Genomic DNA, 18615 nt, shown 5'->3' with positions numbered 1-18615 from the left:
TTCCTTTCTCGGAAATCAGGCCAAAAGTTGTGATTCCAACTTGGCCGAAGGTGAGCGGACAACACGGTTTCCGACTATTTTCAGACGGCCCGCCGCAAAATCGGCTACCGCCTGCGGAAACAATTGATGTTCCACTTTTAAAACGCGGGCAGCCAATGTATCGGCCGTATCATCATCAAATACAGGCACGGCACCTTGTGCAATCACAGGGCCGCAATCCAATTCGGGGGTAACAAAATGAATGGTACACCCTGCAATACGGCAACCTGCTTCGATAGCCCGCTCGTGTGTGTGCAATCCGGTAAAAGCCGGCAATAGCGAAGGATGGATATTAATCAAACGCCCTTCATAACGGCGGCAAAACTCCGGAGTAAGAATACGCATAAAGCCGGCCAGTACCACCAAATCAGGTTGGTAGGCATCGATTTTTTCCATCATCGCCTGATCAAATTCAAGACGGCTGCCGAAGCCCTTATGATTCAGACTATCGGTAGCGATGCCGCGTTCCGCAGCCCATGCCAAACCGGCGGCATGCTCATTGTTGCTCAATACGGCGGCAATATGGATATCGGGAATGGCGGCTTCTACAATAGCCTGCATATTGCTGCCTCTGCCGGATATCAGGATAACAATGTTTTTCATCATTCAGACGGCCTAATAATAAATCGATAACTACCTTAACTATGATATAAAACTACCGGATAACCGTAAATAAACGCTATACGCTACCGATAGAACAACACATAGTGTTATAAAATTTCTTCACCGCTATTGTACCAAATATTAAAACAGGCCGTCTGAAAGCTTTTTCAGACGGCCTGTTTTAATATAGAAATTATATTAAAGGTTTTGCAAACGTTCAACCGGCGGCGCGTAATAATAAGCACCTGAAACAGCGGTAGAGAGATGTTTCAACAGCAAATCGGTTTTACCGTCTTTTTCTCCAAACATATTCAAAAGCTGGGTTTCGATATTATAGAGCGTGCCGCAATAGGCAATAAACATCAAACCATGCTCGCCCGATATTGTGCCATACGGCAAGCTGCGGCGGACGATATCCAAACCGACACCGTTTTCTTTAATATTCACGCGCCCCAAATGCGAATCGGGCAGGCGTACATCTTTGCTGAATTCCTCATTGGCCTCTTTACTACGGCCGACGGCAGCTTCCTGATCGGCAAGCGAAACTTTACCCCATTTGTTTAAATCATGGCGGTATTTTTGCAACAATACATAACTGCCCCCCGCATCGGGCTTGCCTTGCGGAATAGTGCCGACCGCCAAAATATCATCACCTTTCGGGTTTTCGGTACCGTCTACAAAACCATCCAACCCGCGATCTTCAACCCAACGGAAGCCGTGGGTTTCGTTATGAATCTGAATACTGTCGCCGAATGCCGCCAATACTTCCATACCCAATGAAAAATTCACATCGTGGCGCAACGATTGGATATGAAACATCAAATCATGCTGGGTAGCCGGTGCCAAACCATTACCCAACGGCCTAAAAGGCTTGATTTCACCACCCTCTTCGGGATGATTCAAGCTTTTCCAAAAGCTGCTACCGAAAGCAATGGTCAACCCAAGTAGTGCATCAGGATATTTTTGTTGTAATTTTTCCAAGGCATCAAGGCTCTTGCGGCAGGCCGTCTGAATCTGCGCCGTTTGGCCGTTGCGAATATCGGCTTCGATAAAAATAGCAGCCTTAATGCTATCCGGTTCAATAGCTGTTTGTGGTTTCATGAGTGTTCCTTTTTAATTTAGTTGTAAATTATGGTAGTGTTTTCAGTTATTATAACGCATTATTAACATTTTAAATAATTTAAGTATTTTCCTTATTATCTCAAACAACAGAACAACCTGATTCCCATCATTTCCTGATTTAGTATATTAATATTTAATCAACACAATCAAAAAACTAAAAACCTATATAAAATCAGGCCAAAATCAATTAAAATAATTCAAGGAATATATATTATTTAATCATTAATATTTAGCCAATATATTATAAAAAACTTATTAATTTAACATTATTGAAAATTCATTTTTATATAAAACTGATATGCTGAAATTATTTTACCGCATTAACTTAGGCAAAATACATTAAAAAAAACCAAACTGTTCATTTGGTTTTTTTATCTTTGCTGCAAACTATATTCAGCAATTTATGTAGATTTTCTTTTTAGGAAAAACTTACCCGCCAAAGCAAGGTTAAAAGTTTTTTTCAATTTCCACAAACAACCTATTCTGCTTACGATCCGCCCATTTATGCGTACTACTTGTCCGGCGCCGCTCCCATGTCAGTTTCGGCATAAACGTGCCGATTGAGATTTTAGGATGAGACAGCGAGAAAATATAAGTTGTTTCTTTATTAAACTGACGTTCCCATTCAAAATCAGTATTTAATGCCTGCCCGCGATAGCGCCTATTGGTACGGTAAACCTGTAAACGGGTATTCAACCCACCCAACTTCTGCCAATCGGCAAGCCAACCGACATTAAAGCTGTGGCGGGTATTACCGGTATTATTCACACGGTTACCGACTATTTTATTTTTAGGCTTGAACACACCGACACCCACGCCGCCGAACACTGTGTGCTGCGGGGTTAGGCGGTAGGCCAACGAACCGAATAGGCTGTAATACCTACCGTCGTTACGCAATGCCCTGCCATCTTCCCGATAATTCTGCTGATAAGTTTCGGCAGAAGCATAAGATTGCAAACGTGGGGTAATCTGATGGGAAAAGGCCGTCTGAACGCCAGTTGCATGTGCCAGCATACTCATATCAAACGTATGATTTTTCGTGGGTTTATCAGAAAACTCGTCCGTACCCGCAAGCTGCCACTGATAAAAAGGCAGAATATTCAAACTACTGCGGGCATTTTGATATTGCCAACCCAAATAAGCCCGCCCGAACGCATTATCATATTCCGATTTTTTATCAAAATAATAACTCACACCGCTCATATAGCCGCGAAACAACAGATTATGATTGCCTTTTATCGGCGTGCTTTTATCCACGGAAACAAAATAATTCAGGCCGACCGCATCCTCAGGCTGTTGTTCGATACATCCCAAAGGCAGGCAATAGCGGGGCGCCACATCATTAATATTTTTATCTCGGGTAAAACTCCCGCCGGCATCAACTTGCCAACGGTTTGCAGCCTTATTTTGTTCGCGGTAAAGACGGATATTATTGCCCACTTCCGTCGGCAGGCCGGGCACACTTTCCACTTCCGCAAATAAGCTATCGGCCTCTTTCCACTGTTTGTCTTCCTGCAAAATAGCGGCCGTATCCAAGGTAATGCGCGTATTTTCCGGCTGGCTTTCATGCAATTTCGAATAAATCTGAACGGCTTTTCCATAATCCCCTTCATAACGTGCCAACATCCCTTCCGCGCGCGCCAATAAAACCGGATCGGCTTGAGGATATTGTCTGTAAGCAATGGTTAATGACGACAGCAAATGTGGATTATTACTGTTTAATGCCTCTATCATTAATCGCTGAAGCAATTGGGGATTTTTCAGCAAATCTTCATTCGTTAAGGTATTGATCTTATTCTGCTGATTTATATTGGTTTTAACAGGCTCTTCAGACGGCTTGGCCAATTGTTCGAGCCACGGCTGCTGTTGCGCCCGTACGGCAGGACGTTCCTGCTTAATTTCATCGGTAATCAAACTTTCCGGCGTGTCTGCCCCATATGCATAAAACGATACAGAACCCAACAAAACAGGCATAAATGTTAACTTTTTGAACATATATATAACTTACTTGTAAAAAAATAATAAAAAATATTTGTAATAAACTTAATTTTCAGAGTATAGTTCATAAATGATAAAAAGAACAAATATCATTGATAACAAAAGTTATGATATTGAAACAGGCTATATTTATATAAATTATTGATTTAATTTAAAAATAATATAAAACCGCCAAAAACTAATTTACAATTATTAACATTCATATTAAATATAACCATAGATATTAATTAATCTATTTATATTAATAATTTAATGTTTTTATCTTTTATTTACGCTGTATATATTTTTTAAATTTGGAGTACCTTATGGCAAATACATCTTTCAAACGTCTTTATCCGACATTGGCACTGCCTATTTTATTGGCAGCCTGCGCAGGCGGCGGCAGTGTAGAACCGCCCAAAGTATTGGCAGAATGGCCTGTTTTGGAATCTTTAGACATTACCGCCGACAATGTTAAAGAACATGACGATAACAAAAGCTTTGTGAGCATTACCAACAATGGCGGTGCGGTTGAAAAGTATGTAGTGACGACAAAAGAGCCATCTTGGGACGGTTCGCTTAGAGACACACCTAACGACACTTATGTTTACAAAACGCCCGACGGTAAATATTACCAATTCAATAGCTTCAGCGAGCCGATGCTGCCCGGTTTTTCCACGCCGGATAAAACCGTCCGCACCGTACACGATATGCAAAACACTGCAGACGGCGGTAAATTTTTTGCATGTTGCGGCGAATCTACTAGTACATATCTACCGGCCATTGATTTACGCAACCAACTTCACTTTGGTGCTTGGATTTCCCCTACCGGTGAAAGCCATTTATTTGTAGGCGGTAAAGCGGCTGATCCGGCCTATATGCAGGGCGGCTCCGCACCTGAAGTTAACGGACTCAAAGGCAAAGCCACTTATCATGTTTGGGGCCTCCGTACCAAAGGTGATCAGGTTGTCAGCTCTACTTATACAGGCACTCAAAATATAAGAACCGATATTCCTTCCGTTGCTTCAAAAATCACTGTCAACTTCAATACCGGCAAACTCGGTGGTGAAATCTTAGGTAATGAAAACTTTGGTGATTCGGTGGTAATGCAGGATGTCAATGTACAGGGCAACCGCTTTAGCGGAAGCGCACGTTCCGGCAATGCAACAGGCGCGGTTGACGGTGCATTTTATGGTGCCCACTCTACATCTTGGTGGAGTAATGACATTAGTGAATATGCCGGTGGCTCTATCGGCGGTATCGTTAAATTCGATGGTAATAAAAATTTAGATACCGTATTTGGCGGAAAACGGCAGGCCGTCGATGCCGAATATAAAGGTACGGATTTAACACCTTTAGAATAAAAAACCGACACCTATAACCTATCTTTCAGACGGCCTTTATAAATTATACGTTTGAGAATTTTAAATCGATAAAAAAGGGATAAGAATAAATGAAAGCTCCATTCAGATTAGGCTTGATTTCATTTCTGATTATTAGTGCGTTTCCGGCATACGCAGCAGACGAAGCCGCAGAAACCACGACAACGGAAACCGCAGCAACAGAAACATCTGCCGCACCGGAACCCAACGGGCAGGTAAACCTTGATGCCGTTAGAGTAAGGGCAAGAAGAGCACCTTCCAAGCTGGGTGAAGCCAAAACCAAACGCGAAGAATTAGATGAAAACTTAGTTCAAGATGTGCGCGATATGGTGCGCTATGATCCGGCGGTATCCATTGTAGAAGGCGGCAGGGGCAGTACCAACGGCTTTGCCATCCGCGGCGTGGATAAAGACCGTGTGGCCATTAATGTGGACGGTTTGGCTCAAGCCGAAAGCCGATCCTCTGGTGGTTTCCAAGAATTATTCGGTGCTTATGGTAACTTCAATGCCAATAGAAATGCAGCCGAATTAGAAAATATATCGGCAGTGAGCATCCGCAAAGGTGCCGACTCCATCACTTCCGGCAGCGGCGCCTTAGGCGGTGCGGTAGAATACACCACCAAATCCCCCCGCGATGTGGTTGATGCCGATAATCCTTTATATGTCGGCGTAAAAGGTGGTTATACCGGACGCAACGGTGAAAAAATGGGCAGCACCGATGTGGCCGCCTATTTTAAGGGTTTTGACGCCCGTTTCGTCTATACCCGCCGTCATGGTCATGAAACCGAAAGCAATAACGACGGCCAAGACCATAATGTACGTTTTGAAAATGATAATGTCTATAACCCTCAAACCAATAATACGGGTTACTTTGGTTCGGCCGGTAGGTTCCGCAGCCAGCCGGATCCCCAAAGCTATAAAGGAAAAAGTACTTTATTTAAATTAGGCTATCACTTTAACGATTACAACTATCTGTACTATACCTATGAAGATAAACGGGAAGATAGAATTACCAACGAACTTTCCAATTTATTGGTTGCCGACTGGCAAGGCAATGTGGGTGTAGATTATCGTAAACGTAATGATATTACTTATCTGAAACGTACCGGCATCGCCTATGAAAACCAATTGCTGTCCGGCCCGTGGGATAAACTCACAGTGAGCTACGACAAGCAAAAAATCCAAATGAGCACCTTCACATGGGATGTGCCGACCGATATGACTGCACGGGGTATTAACTCCGAGATCTATCAAACCTTCCGCCGTTTGAACCAAGATACCAAACAATTCTCAGCCAAAGCAGACAAAAGCCTGGAATTGGGCAATGTTGCATGGAGCATGAGCTACGGGGGCGGTATTAATAAAAACACCAACACAAACGACCATTACACCGTGTTTGTGAATGTGTTCGACCCCACTTTTGAGAAAAGTAGCCGTGCAACCCAAGAGTTTTTATTGGAAGCCGAAAGCAAGAAAAAACACGTTTTCTGGAACAATAGCTTCAATATCAACAATTTCCGCATCGGCGCCGGTATCCGTCACGACTGGGTAGACAATAAAACCCTGCCTAATGAAGACTTTATCAATGCCATGCGCCAAAAAGGTTTGGATGATGCCAAAGCCAAATTCGGCGCCACCAGCTATGCGTTAAGCTTCGACTGGCGCTTTGCACCCGGTTGGACTTTACTAACCAAATACTCCACCGGTTTCCGTGCACCGACAACCGATGAAATGTGGTTTACTTTCCCTCATCCGGATATGACCGTTTTGGCTAACACCAACTTAAAAGCCGAAAAAGCGCATAACTACGAATTAGGTATTAGCAACAGAGGCGATTGGGGTAATTTCTTACTATCCGGCTTCCATACCCGCTATAAAGACTTTATCGACTTCGCCTACCTCGGCCAACGTAGTGGTGAACAGTGGAATTACAATACCCAACAATGGGAATCACGCGGTTACAGCGCACCGACTTGGCAAAACGTAAACCGTGATGAAGCCACCATCAACGGGGTGGAATTATCCGGTGATTGGAATCTTGATAGTGTCGGTTTACCGAGAGGCTTCTTTATGAATTGGTCTGCCAGCTATCTGAAAGGCAAAGCTAAACATGAAGACGGCAGAAAAACCCCGATTAATGCCTTGGCACCTTTCGGCGCGGTAGTCGGCCTCGGTTATGTACAGCCGGAAAACCGCTGGAGCTTGCGAACCAACTTAAGCTATACCTCACGCAAAAAACCGAAAGACACCATTCACAATGATGACGACCAAAACAATCCGTGGCCGTATGCAAGACATGGCAATAACTACTTCTTGGTGGATTTGCTCGGTCACTACATGATTGGTAAAAACGTTACCATCCGCGGCGGTATTTTCAACTTGTTTGATAAAAAATACTACACTTGGGACAGCTTACGCAGTATTCGCGAATTCGGTACCGTTAACCGCGTAGATGACTGTAATACCGGTAATGGCCCGCAACATGCCTCTTGTTCTCATATAGGTATCCAACGTTTTGCCGCACCCGGACGTAGCTACGGCTTGACAATCGAGGCTAAATTCTGATTAGATAGCGCCCTTGCAAATATGCCGGCTTGGGATTTTGAGTTGGAAACCTGACTCAAAATCCCAAGCCCCAATTTAAAAAGGAAAACAAAATGACTGAAGAAACAAAAACGTTTGCACAACGTTTAAAAGAGGAAAACCGCACCACTCACGACAGTGTTGATAATTTAGTGATGTCGGTCGAACCGTTTTCAAACAATGAAAATTATATTAAATTTTTAAAATTGCAATCCGTGTTTCATAAAATCGTCGACAGCATTTATAAAGACGAAGCCTTAAACAAAGCCATCCCGCAATTGGCTTATATGGCGCGCCACGATGCCGTTGTAGAAGATTTGAAAGATTTAGACAGCGAGCCTTATCAATTCTCTGGCGAATTGCCCCACCCCACCGGCAATAAAGCCATCGGCTGGCTTTATTGCGCCGAAGGTTCCAATCTGGGCGCGGCATTCTTGTTTAAAGATGCGAAAAAATTAAACTTTAACGAAGAAAACGGCGCCCGCCATCTGGCACCCCATCCCGACGGCCGCGGTCAACACTGGCGCGAATTTGTCGGCTATTTAAACCAACTCGGTTTGGATAAAGCCGCTCAAGACGAAGCCATCGAAGGCGCCAAAGAAGCGTTTGCTTTTTATAAAGTGATCTTGCGCGAAATCTTCGGTTTGCCTGAAGGCGCAGAAGCACCTGCTAAATAAAGTTAAATACGAATCATCAAGGCCGTCTGAATCTTTTTCAGACGGCTTTTTGTTTATGCGCTTCTATATCCACTCAATCACACATTAGGCCGTCTGAAGTGGTTTATAATCACATACTCGGATAAAATCACTTGATTTGATAACGGCAGTAACATATACCTTATCACACCGCATTTCCTTTCCAACCTTTTCAGACGGCCTTTCAAAACCATGCAGCACATGCAACCTTTCCATCCCCTCAATGTGCCGATTGAAGGCACCAACCTTGTGGAAGCCTCCGCCGGCACCGGCAAAACCTACGGCATCGCCGCATTATTCACCCGCCTGATTGTGCTGGAAAAAATGTCGGTAGAAAGCGTGTTGGTGGTTACCTTTACCAAAGCGGCCACTGCCGAATTGAAAAACCGTTTGCGGGCGCGTTTGGATAATGTTTTATTGGCATTGGAAAAAACAGATGACGCAGGCGGTTCAGACGGCCTGCGTGATTATTGCGCCGAGCATCATGAGGGGGATGCGTTTCTGCTGGAACTGCTGCAAAAAGCATTGGCACAAGAAAGCCGGCAGCGGCTGATTGTGCGCCTGAAAGCCGCCATCAGTAGGTTTGACAATGCCGCCATCTATACCATACACGGCTTCTGCCAAAGGCTGCTGCGCGATTATGCCTTTCTCTGCCAAGTACCTTTTGATTTGACACTTTCCGAAGAAACCCACGAACGCATGCTGATTGCCGCGCAAGATTTTTGGCGCCAGAAAGTTGCCGAAAGCCCTATTCTCGCGCCCTTGGTATTCAAACACCATGAAACGCCGCAAACCGCTTTAAACCATATCCGAACCTTTATCGGCCGCCCCTATCTCGAATTCAGACGGCCTAAAGTAGATTTAGCAACAGAATATGCAGCGCTGCAAACCATCTGGCAAACCACCCGACCCAAGCTGGCGGAATATACCGAAACCTTTTGGCGCATACACCCCGCCTTAAACGGCAACAGCTACCGCAAAAACACATTTGAAAAACTGTTTGCCAACCTGCAAAAAGCCGATGCAAGCGATACGATACCGTCGTATCATGAAAAACTACCCATGCTTGCCACTCAGGCGCTAACCGAAAAAACCAAAAAAGGTAAAGCGGTTAGCGATGAAGCATACCAAAGCTTAAACCATCTGGCGCTTTTGGGCGAAGCCATTCACAAATACGAACAAAGCGAACAAGACGCACTCACCGCACTACATCTTGATTTGCTTGAATATGTGCGCACCGCATTAGGCGAAGACAAACAAAACCGCCGCGAACGCAATTTCGACGATTTATTATTGGATGTCCACCACGCCCTCACCCAAAGCCCAAAGCGCGAGCAATTGGCGCAAACCGTTGCCGCGAATTGGAAAACCGCACTCATCGACGAATTCCAAGATACCGACCCGCTGCAATACGAAATTTTCAGCCGTCTGTTTATCCGGCAGGGCAACCCTTTGTTTTTGGTCGGCGACCCCAAACAGGCGATTTATAGCTTTCGCGGTGCCGATATTTATGCCTATCTGCAGGCCGCCCGCGATGCTGATGCCCACTATACCCTAGACACCAACTTCCGCAGCCATGCCGATTTAATTCACGGTATCGGCGCCATATTCCAACAAAAAAACCAGCCTTTCGTATTAAACGGCATCGGCTATACCGATGTAAAAGCCAACCGGGAAACAGGCCGTCTGAACGATACCGAAGCGCCGATAAGAATACGCTGGATCAATCAGGCCGAAGACGATTCCGCCAATAAAAACATGCTGCGCCAACGCGCCGCCGCCTATTGCGCCGACGAAATCGCCCACGCCCTCAACGAAGCGGCAGCCAACCGCCTCACCTATCGCAAAAACGGCAACAGTGATGCCGTGCCGATTCAATCCGGGCAGATTGCCGTATTGGTACGCACCCACAATGAAGGCAGCATGATTGCGACCGAATTGAAAAAACGCCGTATCCAAAGCGTTTTGCTCCACCGCGAATCGGTTTTTGCTTCGCCCGAAGCCGAAGCCATAGCCGCCCTTATCGGTTTCTGGCTGCAACCGCAGCGTACCGAGCCTTTAAGGTTCGTTCTCAGCGGCGTATTGTTCCGCCAAACCGCCGCCGAACTGTATGCCCTCAACCATGACGAAGCCGCCTTATTGGCATGGATAGCCTCCGCCCAAACCGCCGCCGATATCTGGCAGCAATCCGGCGTTTATGCTGCTATGCAGTATTTTTCCGCACAACACGGCATTGAAACGCACCTATTAGCACAACATAACGAACGCAGCCTCACCAACTACCATCAAATCATCGAAAGGCTGGCGGAAGAAGACGAACAAAGCCGCAGCCCAGCCGCCCTGCACCAATGGCTGCTCACAGAAATTCAGACGGCACACGAAGGCGGCGCAGCGGGCGACAGTAACCTGCTCAGATTGGAAAGCGATGAAAACCTCGTCAAAATCGTAACCATGCACGCAGCCAAAGGTTTGCAATATCCGTTGGTATACTGCCCGTTTGTGTGGGATGCCCCCGCCAGACGCAACGACGGCTGGCAGATTATCCACCGCGACGGGCACACCGAATTATTGGCCGAACATCAGCGCAGCGATAGCGACAACGACGAGATTGCCGACGAAAACCTCAGCGAAAGCCTGCGCCTGCTTTATGTAGCGCTCACCCGCGCCGAAGAGCAATTGGTTATCTATGCCGGCTATTGCAACGATACCCGTTTCAACACCTTCGCCTATCTGCTGGCCGGAAGCCCCGACACAAACCGCAGTCAGGCCGAAGAAATTTATGCCACCGCCAAAAAAACCGGCAAAGCCGCCGCCGAAATGGCCACACTCAGAACAAATTGGCAGCGTTTTCTTGAAGCATCGCCGCAAGCCGCAAGCTTTGCCTTTCTCGAAACACCGCCCCAAACAGCCGTTTATACTAACGGCCATGCTTCAGACGGCCACTATCAGGCGCTCGCCATTCCGCCGCGTTCGTTTGAACTCATCCGCCACACCAGCTTTACCGGCCTGAGCCGCCACACCCTCAGCCGCAACGACGATGCCCGCGAAGAATTGCAACCGGCCATTGATGCCGCCGAAAGCGGGATGGCGGATTTACCCGACTTTCAGACGGCCGAACCCACCGACGGTAACGATATCTATCATTTTCCAAAGGGTGCCGAAGCCGGTATCTGTTTGCATGAAATTTTAGAAAACTTTGATTTCGCCGCGCCTGCCGCCGAGCAACACGAAACCGTTTCCCATGTGCTCGACCGCTACGGCTTTGACCCGATATGGCTGCCCGCCGTAGAAAATATGCTCGACCATACCCGCCTCACCCCGTTAGGCAACCGCAGCCAAAATAGCTTGGCCGTGATACCGCCCGAGCGCCGTTTGGCCGAAATGGGCTTTACATTATATTTAAACGATTTCCCCCTCAAACCCTTGCAGGCATGGTTTGCCGATGCCCGAACCGGTTTATCGGCAGCCTGTATCCAAGCCTCGCAACTGCTCGATTTTCAAGATGTGAAAGGCTTTTTAAACGGCTTTATCGATATGACCTGCCAAGATTCAGACGGCCTCGTTACCGTTATCGACTATAAATCCAACCATTTGGGTTACAACGCCGCCGACTACACCCCCGAAGCGATGGACGAAGCCGTTGCCCACCACCATTATTATTTACAGGCGCTCATTTATGCCATTGCCGTCGCCCGCCATTTCCAATCGCGCGGCCAAGCCCTGCCCCGTATTTCCGTGCGCTATCTGTTTTTGCGCGGATTAGACGGCAGCGGCAATGGTATTTGGTCTTGGGATATCGATAGCGATTGGCTGTCGGCATGGGTGCCGTCGTCGTGATACGGGCGGGTATTTCAATCCGCCTCTACAAATCAATATAGGCGCTGATTACACACGGTAACCTCAATAGCATGAAGGCCGTCTGAAACCTTTTCAGACGGCCTTTATCTTGGTTTATTTAAATATTAATCAATCGTTAGCGGTGCAAATGATTTAACGGTTTCATCCACCGCTTTCACCCGAATCAGAAAATCTTCCAGCTTCGCCAGCGGCAATGCGCTTGGTCCGTCACATCTGGCCTGATCGGGATTTTCGTGTGATTCCAAAAACAATCCGGCCAAGCGTGTCGCCATACCGGCCAATGCCAAATCCAACACTTGGCTACGGCGTCCGCCCGATGCGGCGGCACCGGCTTCGCGCTGTTGCAATGAATGGGTCACATCGAAAATCACCGGCAGGTTGCCGCACGTTTTTTTCATCACCCCGAAGCCGAGCATATCCACCACCAGATTATCATAACCGAACTGCGCACCGCGTTCGCATAAAATCACTTGGTCGTTACCGGCTTCTTTGAATTTTTCGACAATATTTTTCATTTGCTGCGGGCTGAGAAACTGTGGTTTTTTCACATTAATCACATTGCCCGTTGCCGCCATCGCCACCACCAAATCGGTTTGCCGTGCCAAAAATGCGGGCAATTGGATCACGTCGCACACTTCCGCCACCGGCGCACATTGATAAGGCTCGTGCACATCGGTAATCACCGGTACGTTAAATTCTTTTTTCACGGCGGTGAAAATTTTCAGCCCCTCTTCCAAACCCACGCCGCGGTAAGAATGGATAGACGAACGGTTGGCTTTATCAAAAGAAGCTTTAAACACATACGGAATGTCGAGTTTTTCGGTGACTTTCACATAGTGTTCGCAGGCTTTCAGCGTCGAATCCAAATCTTCCAACACGTTAATGCCGCCGAACAGAGTAAACGGTGCATCATTGCTCACACTGATTTGGTTAATATTAATATTCATAATAAATAAAGCTCCTTTATGGCAATAGGCCGTCTGAAACTGTTCAGACGGCCTACTGAATAAGATGGTGATAAAACCAATCTGAAAATTTTATAAAACGGTATGCGGTGGTTCATAGCGAATAATATCACGGATTTGATTATTTTCATTCACCAAAACCACTTTCGGCTCGTGTTTGGCCGCTTCCTCATTACTCATCATCAGATACGACATAATAATCACCACGTCACCCGGCTGAGCCAAGCGTGCCGCCGCGCCGTTCAAACAAATCACACCGCTGCCGCGTTTTCCCGGAATGGTATAGGTTTCAAAACGTTGGCCGTTATTATTGTTCACCACTTGAACTTTCTCATTCAAGTAGATACCTGCCGCATCAAGCAAATCTTGGTCAACGGTAATACTGCCGACATAATTCAAATCGGCTTCGGTTACAGTGGCACGGTGTATCTTGCCACCAAGCATGGTACGAAACATGAAATTTTTTCTTTCTGTATAGATAAACGATTACTGCCGCCCGAAACTGCCGAACCGAAAGGTATCGGGCAAACCGGTTATTGTACACAAATTACCGCAATCTTTCAGGCCGTCTGAAAAAACATCCGCCAAACCATACCCTCCAACACAATCAAACCGTGTTTGACGCAATACATACTAAAAATGGTAAAATCAAATAATTGAAAATTCTGGTAAACATACAACAGCCGTGTTTCACGGTTTTCTATTGAAAAACCAACCCACGCGGCTTTCATTTCCATGCACAAATCCGAACCACACAATATCATCGTCGGGCTCTCCGGCGGCGTCGATTCCTCCGTTACCGCATACCTCCTGCAACAACAAGGCTACCAAGTGCGCGGCGTTTTCATGCAAAATTGGGAAGACGACGACAACGACGAATATTGCAGCATCAAACAAGATTCGTTTGATGCCATTTCCGTGGCCGATATTCTCGATATCGACATCGACATCGTGAATTTTGCCGCCGAATATAAAGACAATGTTTTCGCCTATTTCTTAAAAGAATATTCGGCCGGACGCACACCTAATCCCGATGTTTTGTGCAATGCCGAAATCAAATTCAAATGCTTTCTCGACTATGCTATCGAAGAAGGTGCGGACGTTATCGCCACCGGCCACTATGCCCGCAAAGAAATCCGCAACGGCGTGCATTATCTGCTGAAAGGCCTGGATAACAATAAAGACCAAAGCTATTTTCTCTACCGTCTGAAACCCTATCAGCTTGAGCGCGCTATTTTCCCGCTCGGCGATTTGGAAAAACCCGAAGTCCGCCGCTTGGCCGCCCAAGCCGAGCTGCCAACCGCCGCTAAAAAAGACAGTACCGGCATCTGCTTTATCGGCGAGCGCCCTTTCCGCGAATTTCTACAACAATACCTGCCTACCGACAGCGGCGACATGATCACGCCGGAAGGCAAAAAAGTAGGCGAACACCTCGGCCTGATGTTTTACACCATCGGCCAACGCAAAGGCTTAGGTATCGGCGGCGCAGGCGAGCCGTGGTTTGTAGCCGGAAAAAACCTGCCCGCCAACCAACTGATTGTCGTTCAAGGGCACGACCACCCCCTGCTCTACACCCGCAGCCTGACCATGAACGACTTAAGCTGGACCTTGCCCGAACGCCCCAAACCCGGCCGCTATACCTGTAAAACCCGCTACCGCATGGCCGATGCGCCGTGCGAATTGCGCTATATCGATGAAGAAAGCGCCGAATTACTATTTGACGAACCCCAATGGGCGGTTACCCCCGGACAGTCCGCCGTATTGTACGACGGCGATATCTGCTTAGGCGGCGGCATTATTACCGCCACCGACAAACCGGTGATTGTGACCGAATAAAACCCCCAACAAATAATAAATAATGTATTGAAGCCGTCTGAAACCCATTCCATTTTTCAGACGGCCATAACAACAAGGAAACTCACTTTATGGAAAAAATCTGGCTGCAAAGTTATGAGCAAGGTGTCGCACATGAAATCGATGTGACCCTCAACCAATCGATTGTCGATGTTTTCCAAAAGAGCGCGCGTAAATTTGCCGACAGGCCGGCTTTTCAAAACATGGGCAAAACCCTAACCTATGCCGAAACCGCCAAACTGGTTACCGATTTTGCCTCTTTTCTGCAAAACACCTTAAAACTGCCGCGCGGCGAACGGGTCGCCATTATGATGCCCAACCTGTTGCAATACCCGATTGCCCTATTCGGCACATTGCAGGCCGGTATGGTGGTGGTGAATACCAATCCGCTTTATACCCCGCGCGAATTGGAACACCAGCTCAACGACAGCGGCGCAACCACCATTATCGTATTGGAAAATTTTGCCAATACCTTAGAGCTGGTGCTGCCGCGCACACAAATTAAAAACGTGGTTATCGCCACCGTCGGCGATATGTTCGGCTTAAAAGGTAAGCTGATGAACTTTGTATTACGCAAAGTTAAAAAAATGGTGCCCGAATACCGCATCAATCATGCTATTTCTTTTCAGACGGCCTTAAAACAAGGTGCGGCGCACAACTTTACGCCGGTTGAACTCAATCGTGACGACACCGCATTCCTGCAATACACCGGCGGCACCACCGGCGTGGCCAAAGGCGCCATTCTCAGCCACGGCAATATCTGCGCCAATATGCAGCAGGCCGCCGAATGGATTAAAAACCTACTGGTCGACGGCCAAGAAGTCGTTACCGCCGCCCTGCCGCTGTACCATATTTTGGCCTTAACGATTAATTTAATGATTTTCACCCAAGCCGGTGCCAAAATCGTGCTGATTACCAATCCGCGCGATATGAAAGGCTTTATCGGCGAATTGAAAAAAGAAAAAGTCAGCGTATTTATCGGTGTGAACACGCTGTTTAACGCCATGATTAATCAGCCCCAATTAAGTGAAATAGACTTTTCCACTTTAAAACTCACCTTATCCGGCGGTATGGCGACGCAAAAACCGGTTGCGGAAAAATGGAAAAATATTACCGGCACCCCGATTGTCGAAGCCTACGGCCTCACCGAAGCCAGCCCCGGCGTTTGCTGTAATCCTCTAGGTATTTCGGCTTATACCGGCAGCATCGGCCTGCCTATACCTTCCACCGAAATCGAATTACGCGATGCCGACGGCAACGAAGTGCCGCTCGGACAACCGGGCGAGATGTGGGTGCGCGGCCCGCAAGTGATGCAAGGCTATTGGAACCGCCCCGAAGAAACGGCTAAAACCATTGATGCACGCGGATTCCTTGAAACCGGCGATATTGCCGTTGTCGATGAAAAAGGCTGGTTCAAACTGGTCGACCGCAAAAAAGATTTGATTGTGGTATCCGGCTTCAACGTTTACCCCAACGAAATCGAAGAAGTGGTTGCCCATCATGATAAAGTGCTCGAAGTGGCCTGTATCGGCGTGGCCAGCGAAAAAACCGGTGAAGCCTTGAAACTGTTTGTGGTGAAAAAAGACCCTTCCCTCACCAAAGAAGAGCTGATTGCCTTCTGCCGCACCGAACTGACGGCCTATAAAGTGCCGAAAGACATCGAATTCCGCGACGAGCTGCCGAAATCCAATGTCGGCAAAATCCTACGCCGCGAATTGCGTGAAAGCGCCAATAAAACTTAAACCACAAAGGCCGTCTGAAACATTTTCAGACGGCCTTTAAGTTGCCGATATGCCCGATTCAGGGTAAAATTATAGATTCAAAACGAGCGGTAAATACCATGACAAAATTTATATTCGTAACCGGCGGCGTCGTATCTTCACTAGGTAAAGGTATCGCCGCCGCTTCTATTGCCACCATTCTCGAATCACGCGGTTTAAACGTAACCATGTTGAAACTCGACCCCTATATCAACGTCGACCCCGGCACCATGAGCCCGTTTCAGCACGGCGAAGTATTCGTTACCGAAGACGGCGCCGAAACCGATTTGGATTTAGGCCACTACGAGCGTTTTATCAACTCCACCATGTCGCGCCGCAACAGTTTCAGTACCGGGCAGGTATATGAGCAAGTAATCGCCAAAGAGCGCCGCGGCGACTATCTCGGCGGCACCGTACAGGTGATTCCGCACATCACCGATGAAATCAAACGCAAAATACACGAAGGTGCGGCCGGCTATGATGTCGCCATCGTTGAAATCGGCGGTACCGTCGGCGATATCGAATCACTACCCTTTTTGGAAGCCATCCGCCAAATGCGCAGCCAGCTCGGACGCCACAATACGTTGTATGTGCATTTAAGCTATGTGCCTTATATTGCCGCAGCCGGTGAAATCAAAACCAAGCCGACCCAACACTCGGTTAAAGAATTGCGCGAAATCGGTATCCAGCCCGATATCCTGATCTGCCGTATGGATCGTATTCTGCCCGAAGAAGAAAAACGCAAAATCGCCCTATTTTGTAATGTGGAAGAACGTGCGGTTGTCGGCAGCTATGATGCGGACAGTATTTATGAAATTCCCGAAATGCTCCACAATCAGGGCATCGACAATATTATCTGCGAACAATTGCAATTAAACGTTCAACAAGCCGATTTAACCGAGTGGAAGAAAATCGTTTATGCGATTAAAAATCCGCAACATACCGTTAAAATCGCCATGGTCGGCAAATATGTCGATTTAACCGAATCCTATAAATCGCTAACCGAAGCCCTGAAACACGCCGGTATCCATACCGAAACCGATGTTCAAATCACTTATATCGATAGCGAAGCGATTGAGAAAGACGGCGTCGGCTGCCTGGAAGGCATGGATGCCGTTTTGGTACCCGGCGGCTTCGGTGTGCGCGGGGTGGAAGGCAAAATCGCCGCCGTGAAATATGCGCGTGAACACAATGTGCCTTATTTGGGCATTTGCTTGGGTATGCAGATTGCCTTGGTCGAATACGCCCGCGATATCGCCAATATGCCGAATGCCAATTCCAGCGAATTCGACCCGAAAACGCCTTACCCCGTTGTCGGCCTGATTGACGAATGGCAAACTGCCGACGGCAGCGTAGAAAAACGTGATGAAAATGCCGACTTAGGCGGCACCATGCGTTTGGGTGCGCAAGAAGTTGATCTGAAACCGGATACTTTGGCAGCCAAAATCTATGGCGACACCAAAATCAAAGAACGCCACCGCCACCGTTATGAAGTCAATAACAACTTCGTGCCCGAATTGGAAAAAGCCGGTTTGGTAATCGGCGGTGTTTCTGCAGGCCATGAGCGTTTGGTAGAAACCATCGAACTGCCGACTCATCCGTGGTTCTTCGCCTGCCAATTCCACCCGGAATTCACATCGACACCGCGTAAAGGCCATCCTTTGTTTACCGCTTATATTAAAGCGGCGCTGTCGAATCAGAAACCTGCCGAACAAACCCAAAGCTAAGTTTTATAAAATAACAGGCAAATAAAAGAGGCGGATAATATCCGCCTCTTT

General features: G+C 47.3%; 13 protein-coding genes. 7 read left to right on the top strand and 6 right to left on the bottom strand.

The window, feature by feature from the left end:
- Window positions 1-15 precede the first annotated feature (15 nt).
- The 3 genes from purN to NXS09_RS04640 form a co-directional block, all read right to left on the bottom strand.
- Window positions 16-642 carry a phosphoribosylglycinamide formyltransferase gene (gene purN, locus NXS09_RS04650; protein ID WP_259291638.1) on the bottom strand — a complete coding sequence of 209 codons (627 nt, stop codon included), beginning with the start codon at window positions 640-642 and terminating at the stop codon, window positions 16-18.
- A 198-nt stretch (window positions 643-840) separates the two neighbouring features.
- Window positions 841-1743 carry a Dyp-type peroxidase gene (locus NXS09_RS04645; RefSeq protein ID WP_259291399.1) on the bottom strand — a complete coding sequence of 301 codons (903 nt, stop codon included), beginning with the start codon at window positions 1741-1743 and terminating at the stop codon, window positions 841-843.
- 468 nt (window positions 1744-2211) lie between these two features.
- The gene (locus NXS09_RS04640; RefSeq protein WP_259291398.1) at window positions 2212-3759 is read right to left on the bottom strand and encodes a surface lipoprotein assembly modifier; all 1548 of its coding nucleotides are present in this window, start codon (window positions 3757-3759) and stop codon (window positions 2212-2214) included.
- Window positions 3760-4067: 308 nt separating this feature from the next.
- On the opposite strand from NXS09_RS04640, the gene NXS09_RS04635 reads away from it, so the two are divergent.
- The 4 genes from NXS09_RS04635 to recB all read left to right on the top strand — a co-directional run bounded on the left by NXS09_RS04635 (window position 4068) and on the right by recB (window position 12237).
- Window positions 4068-5105: a Slam-dependent surface lipoprotein gene (locus NXS09_RS04635; RefSeq protein WP_259291397.1), complete on the top strand. Its 1038-nt coding sequence runs from the start codon at window positions 4068-4070 to the stop codon at window positions 5103-5105.
- 89 nt (window positions 5106-5194) lie between these two features.
- Complete coding sequence (locus NXS09_RS04630; protein ID WP_259291396.1) at window positions 5195-7687, top strand: TonB-dependent hemoglobin/transferrin/lactoferrin family receptor; 2493 nt, start codon at window positions 5195-5197, stop codon at window positions 7685-7687.
- Window positions 7688-7779: 92 nt separating this feature from the next.
- A complete protein-coding gene (locus NXS09_RS04625; protein ID WP_259291395.1) occupies window positions 7780-8382 on the top strand; it encodes a biliverdin-producing heme oxygenase in 603 nt (200 codons plus the stop codon).
- Window positions 8383-8592: 210 nt separating this feature from the next.
- A complete protein-coding gene (gene recB, locus NXS09_RS04620; RefSeq protein ID WP_259291394.1) occupies window positions 8593-12237 on the top strand; it encodes an exodeoxyribonuclease V subunit beta in 3645 nt (1214 codons plus the stop codon).
- 125 nt (window positions 12238-12362) lie between these two features.
- On the opposite strand, the gene kdsA is transcribed toward recB, so the two are convergent.
- The 3 genes from kdsA to NXS09_RS04605 form a co-directional block, all read right to left on the bottom strand.
- Window positions 12363-13205 carry a 3-deoxy-8-phosphooctulonate synthase gene (gene kdsA, locus NXS09_RS04615; protein WP_259291393.1) on the bottom strand — a complete coding sequence of 281 codons (843 nt, stop codon included), beginning with the start codon at window positions 13203-13205 and terminating at the stop codon, window positions 12363-12365.
- A gap of 90 nt (window positions 13206-13295) precedes the next feature.
- Window positions 13296-13679: an aspartate 1-decarboxylase gene (gene panD / locus NXS09_RS04610; protein ID WP_259291392.1), complete on the bottom strand. Its 384-nt coding sequence runs from the start codon at window positions 13677-13679 to the stop codon at window positions 13296-13298.
- 104 nt (window positions 13680-13783) lie between these two features.
- Window positions 13784-13960, bottom strand: coding sequence for a hypothetical protein (locus NXS09_RS04605; protein WP_259291391.1), 177 nt, complete (start codon window positions 13958-13960; stop codon window positions 13784-13786).
- Between NXS09_RS04605 and mnmA the strand changes: the two genes are divergently transcribed.
- The 3 genes from mnmA (at window position 13959) to pyrG (ending at window position 18564) form a co-directional block, all read left to right on the top strand.
- Window positions 13959-15059 (top strand): tRNA 2-thiouridine(34) synthase MnmA, encoded by a 1101-nt coding sequence (gene mnmA, locus NXS09_RS04600; protein WP_259291390.1) that lies wholly within the window; start codon window positions 13959-13961, stop codon window positions 15057-15059. The two genes, NXS09_RS04605 and mnmA, sit on opposite strands and share 2 nt — an antisense overlap.
- Window positions 15060-15148: 89 nt before the next feature.
- On the top strand, window positions 15149-16819 hold the full coding sequence (locus NXS09_RS04595; RefSeq protein WP_259291389.1) for an AMP-binding protein: 1671 nt from the start codon (window positions 15149-15151) through the stop codon (window positions 16817-16819).
- Window positions 16820-16917: 98 nt separating this feature from the next.
- A complete protein-coding gene (pyrG, locus tag NXS09_RS04590) occupies window positions 16918-18564 on the top strand; it encodes a CTP synthase (RefSeq protein WP_259291388.1) in 1647 nt (548 codons plus the stop codon).
- Window positions 18565-18615: the final 51 nt, after the last annotated feature.

The organism is Neisseria montereyensis, assembly GCF_024834045.1.
GTDB lineage: Bacteria > Pseudomonadota > Gammaproteobacteria > Burkholderiales > Neisseriaceae > Neisseria > Neisseria montereyensis.
This window is presented reverse-complemented; position numbering and strand designations above follow the sequence as displayed.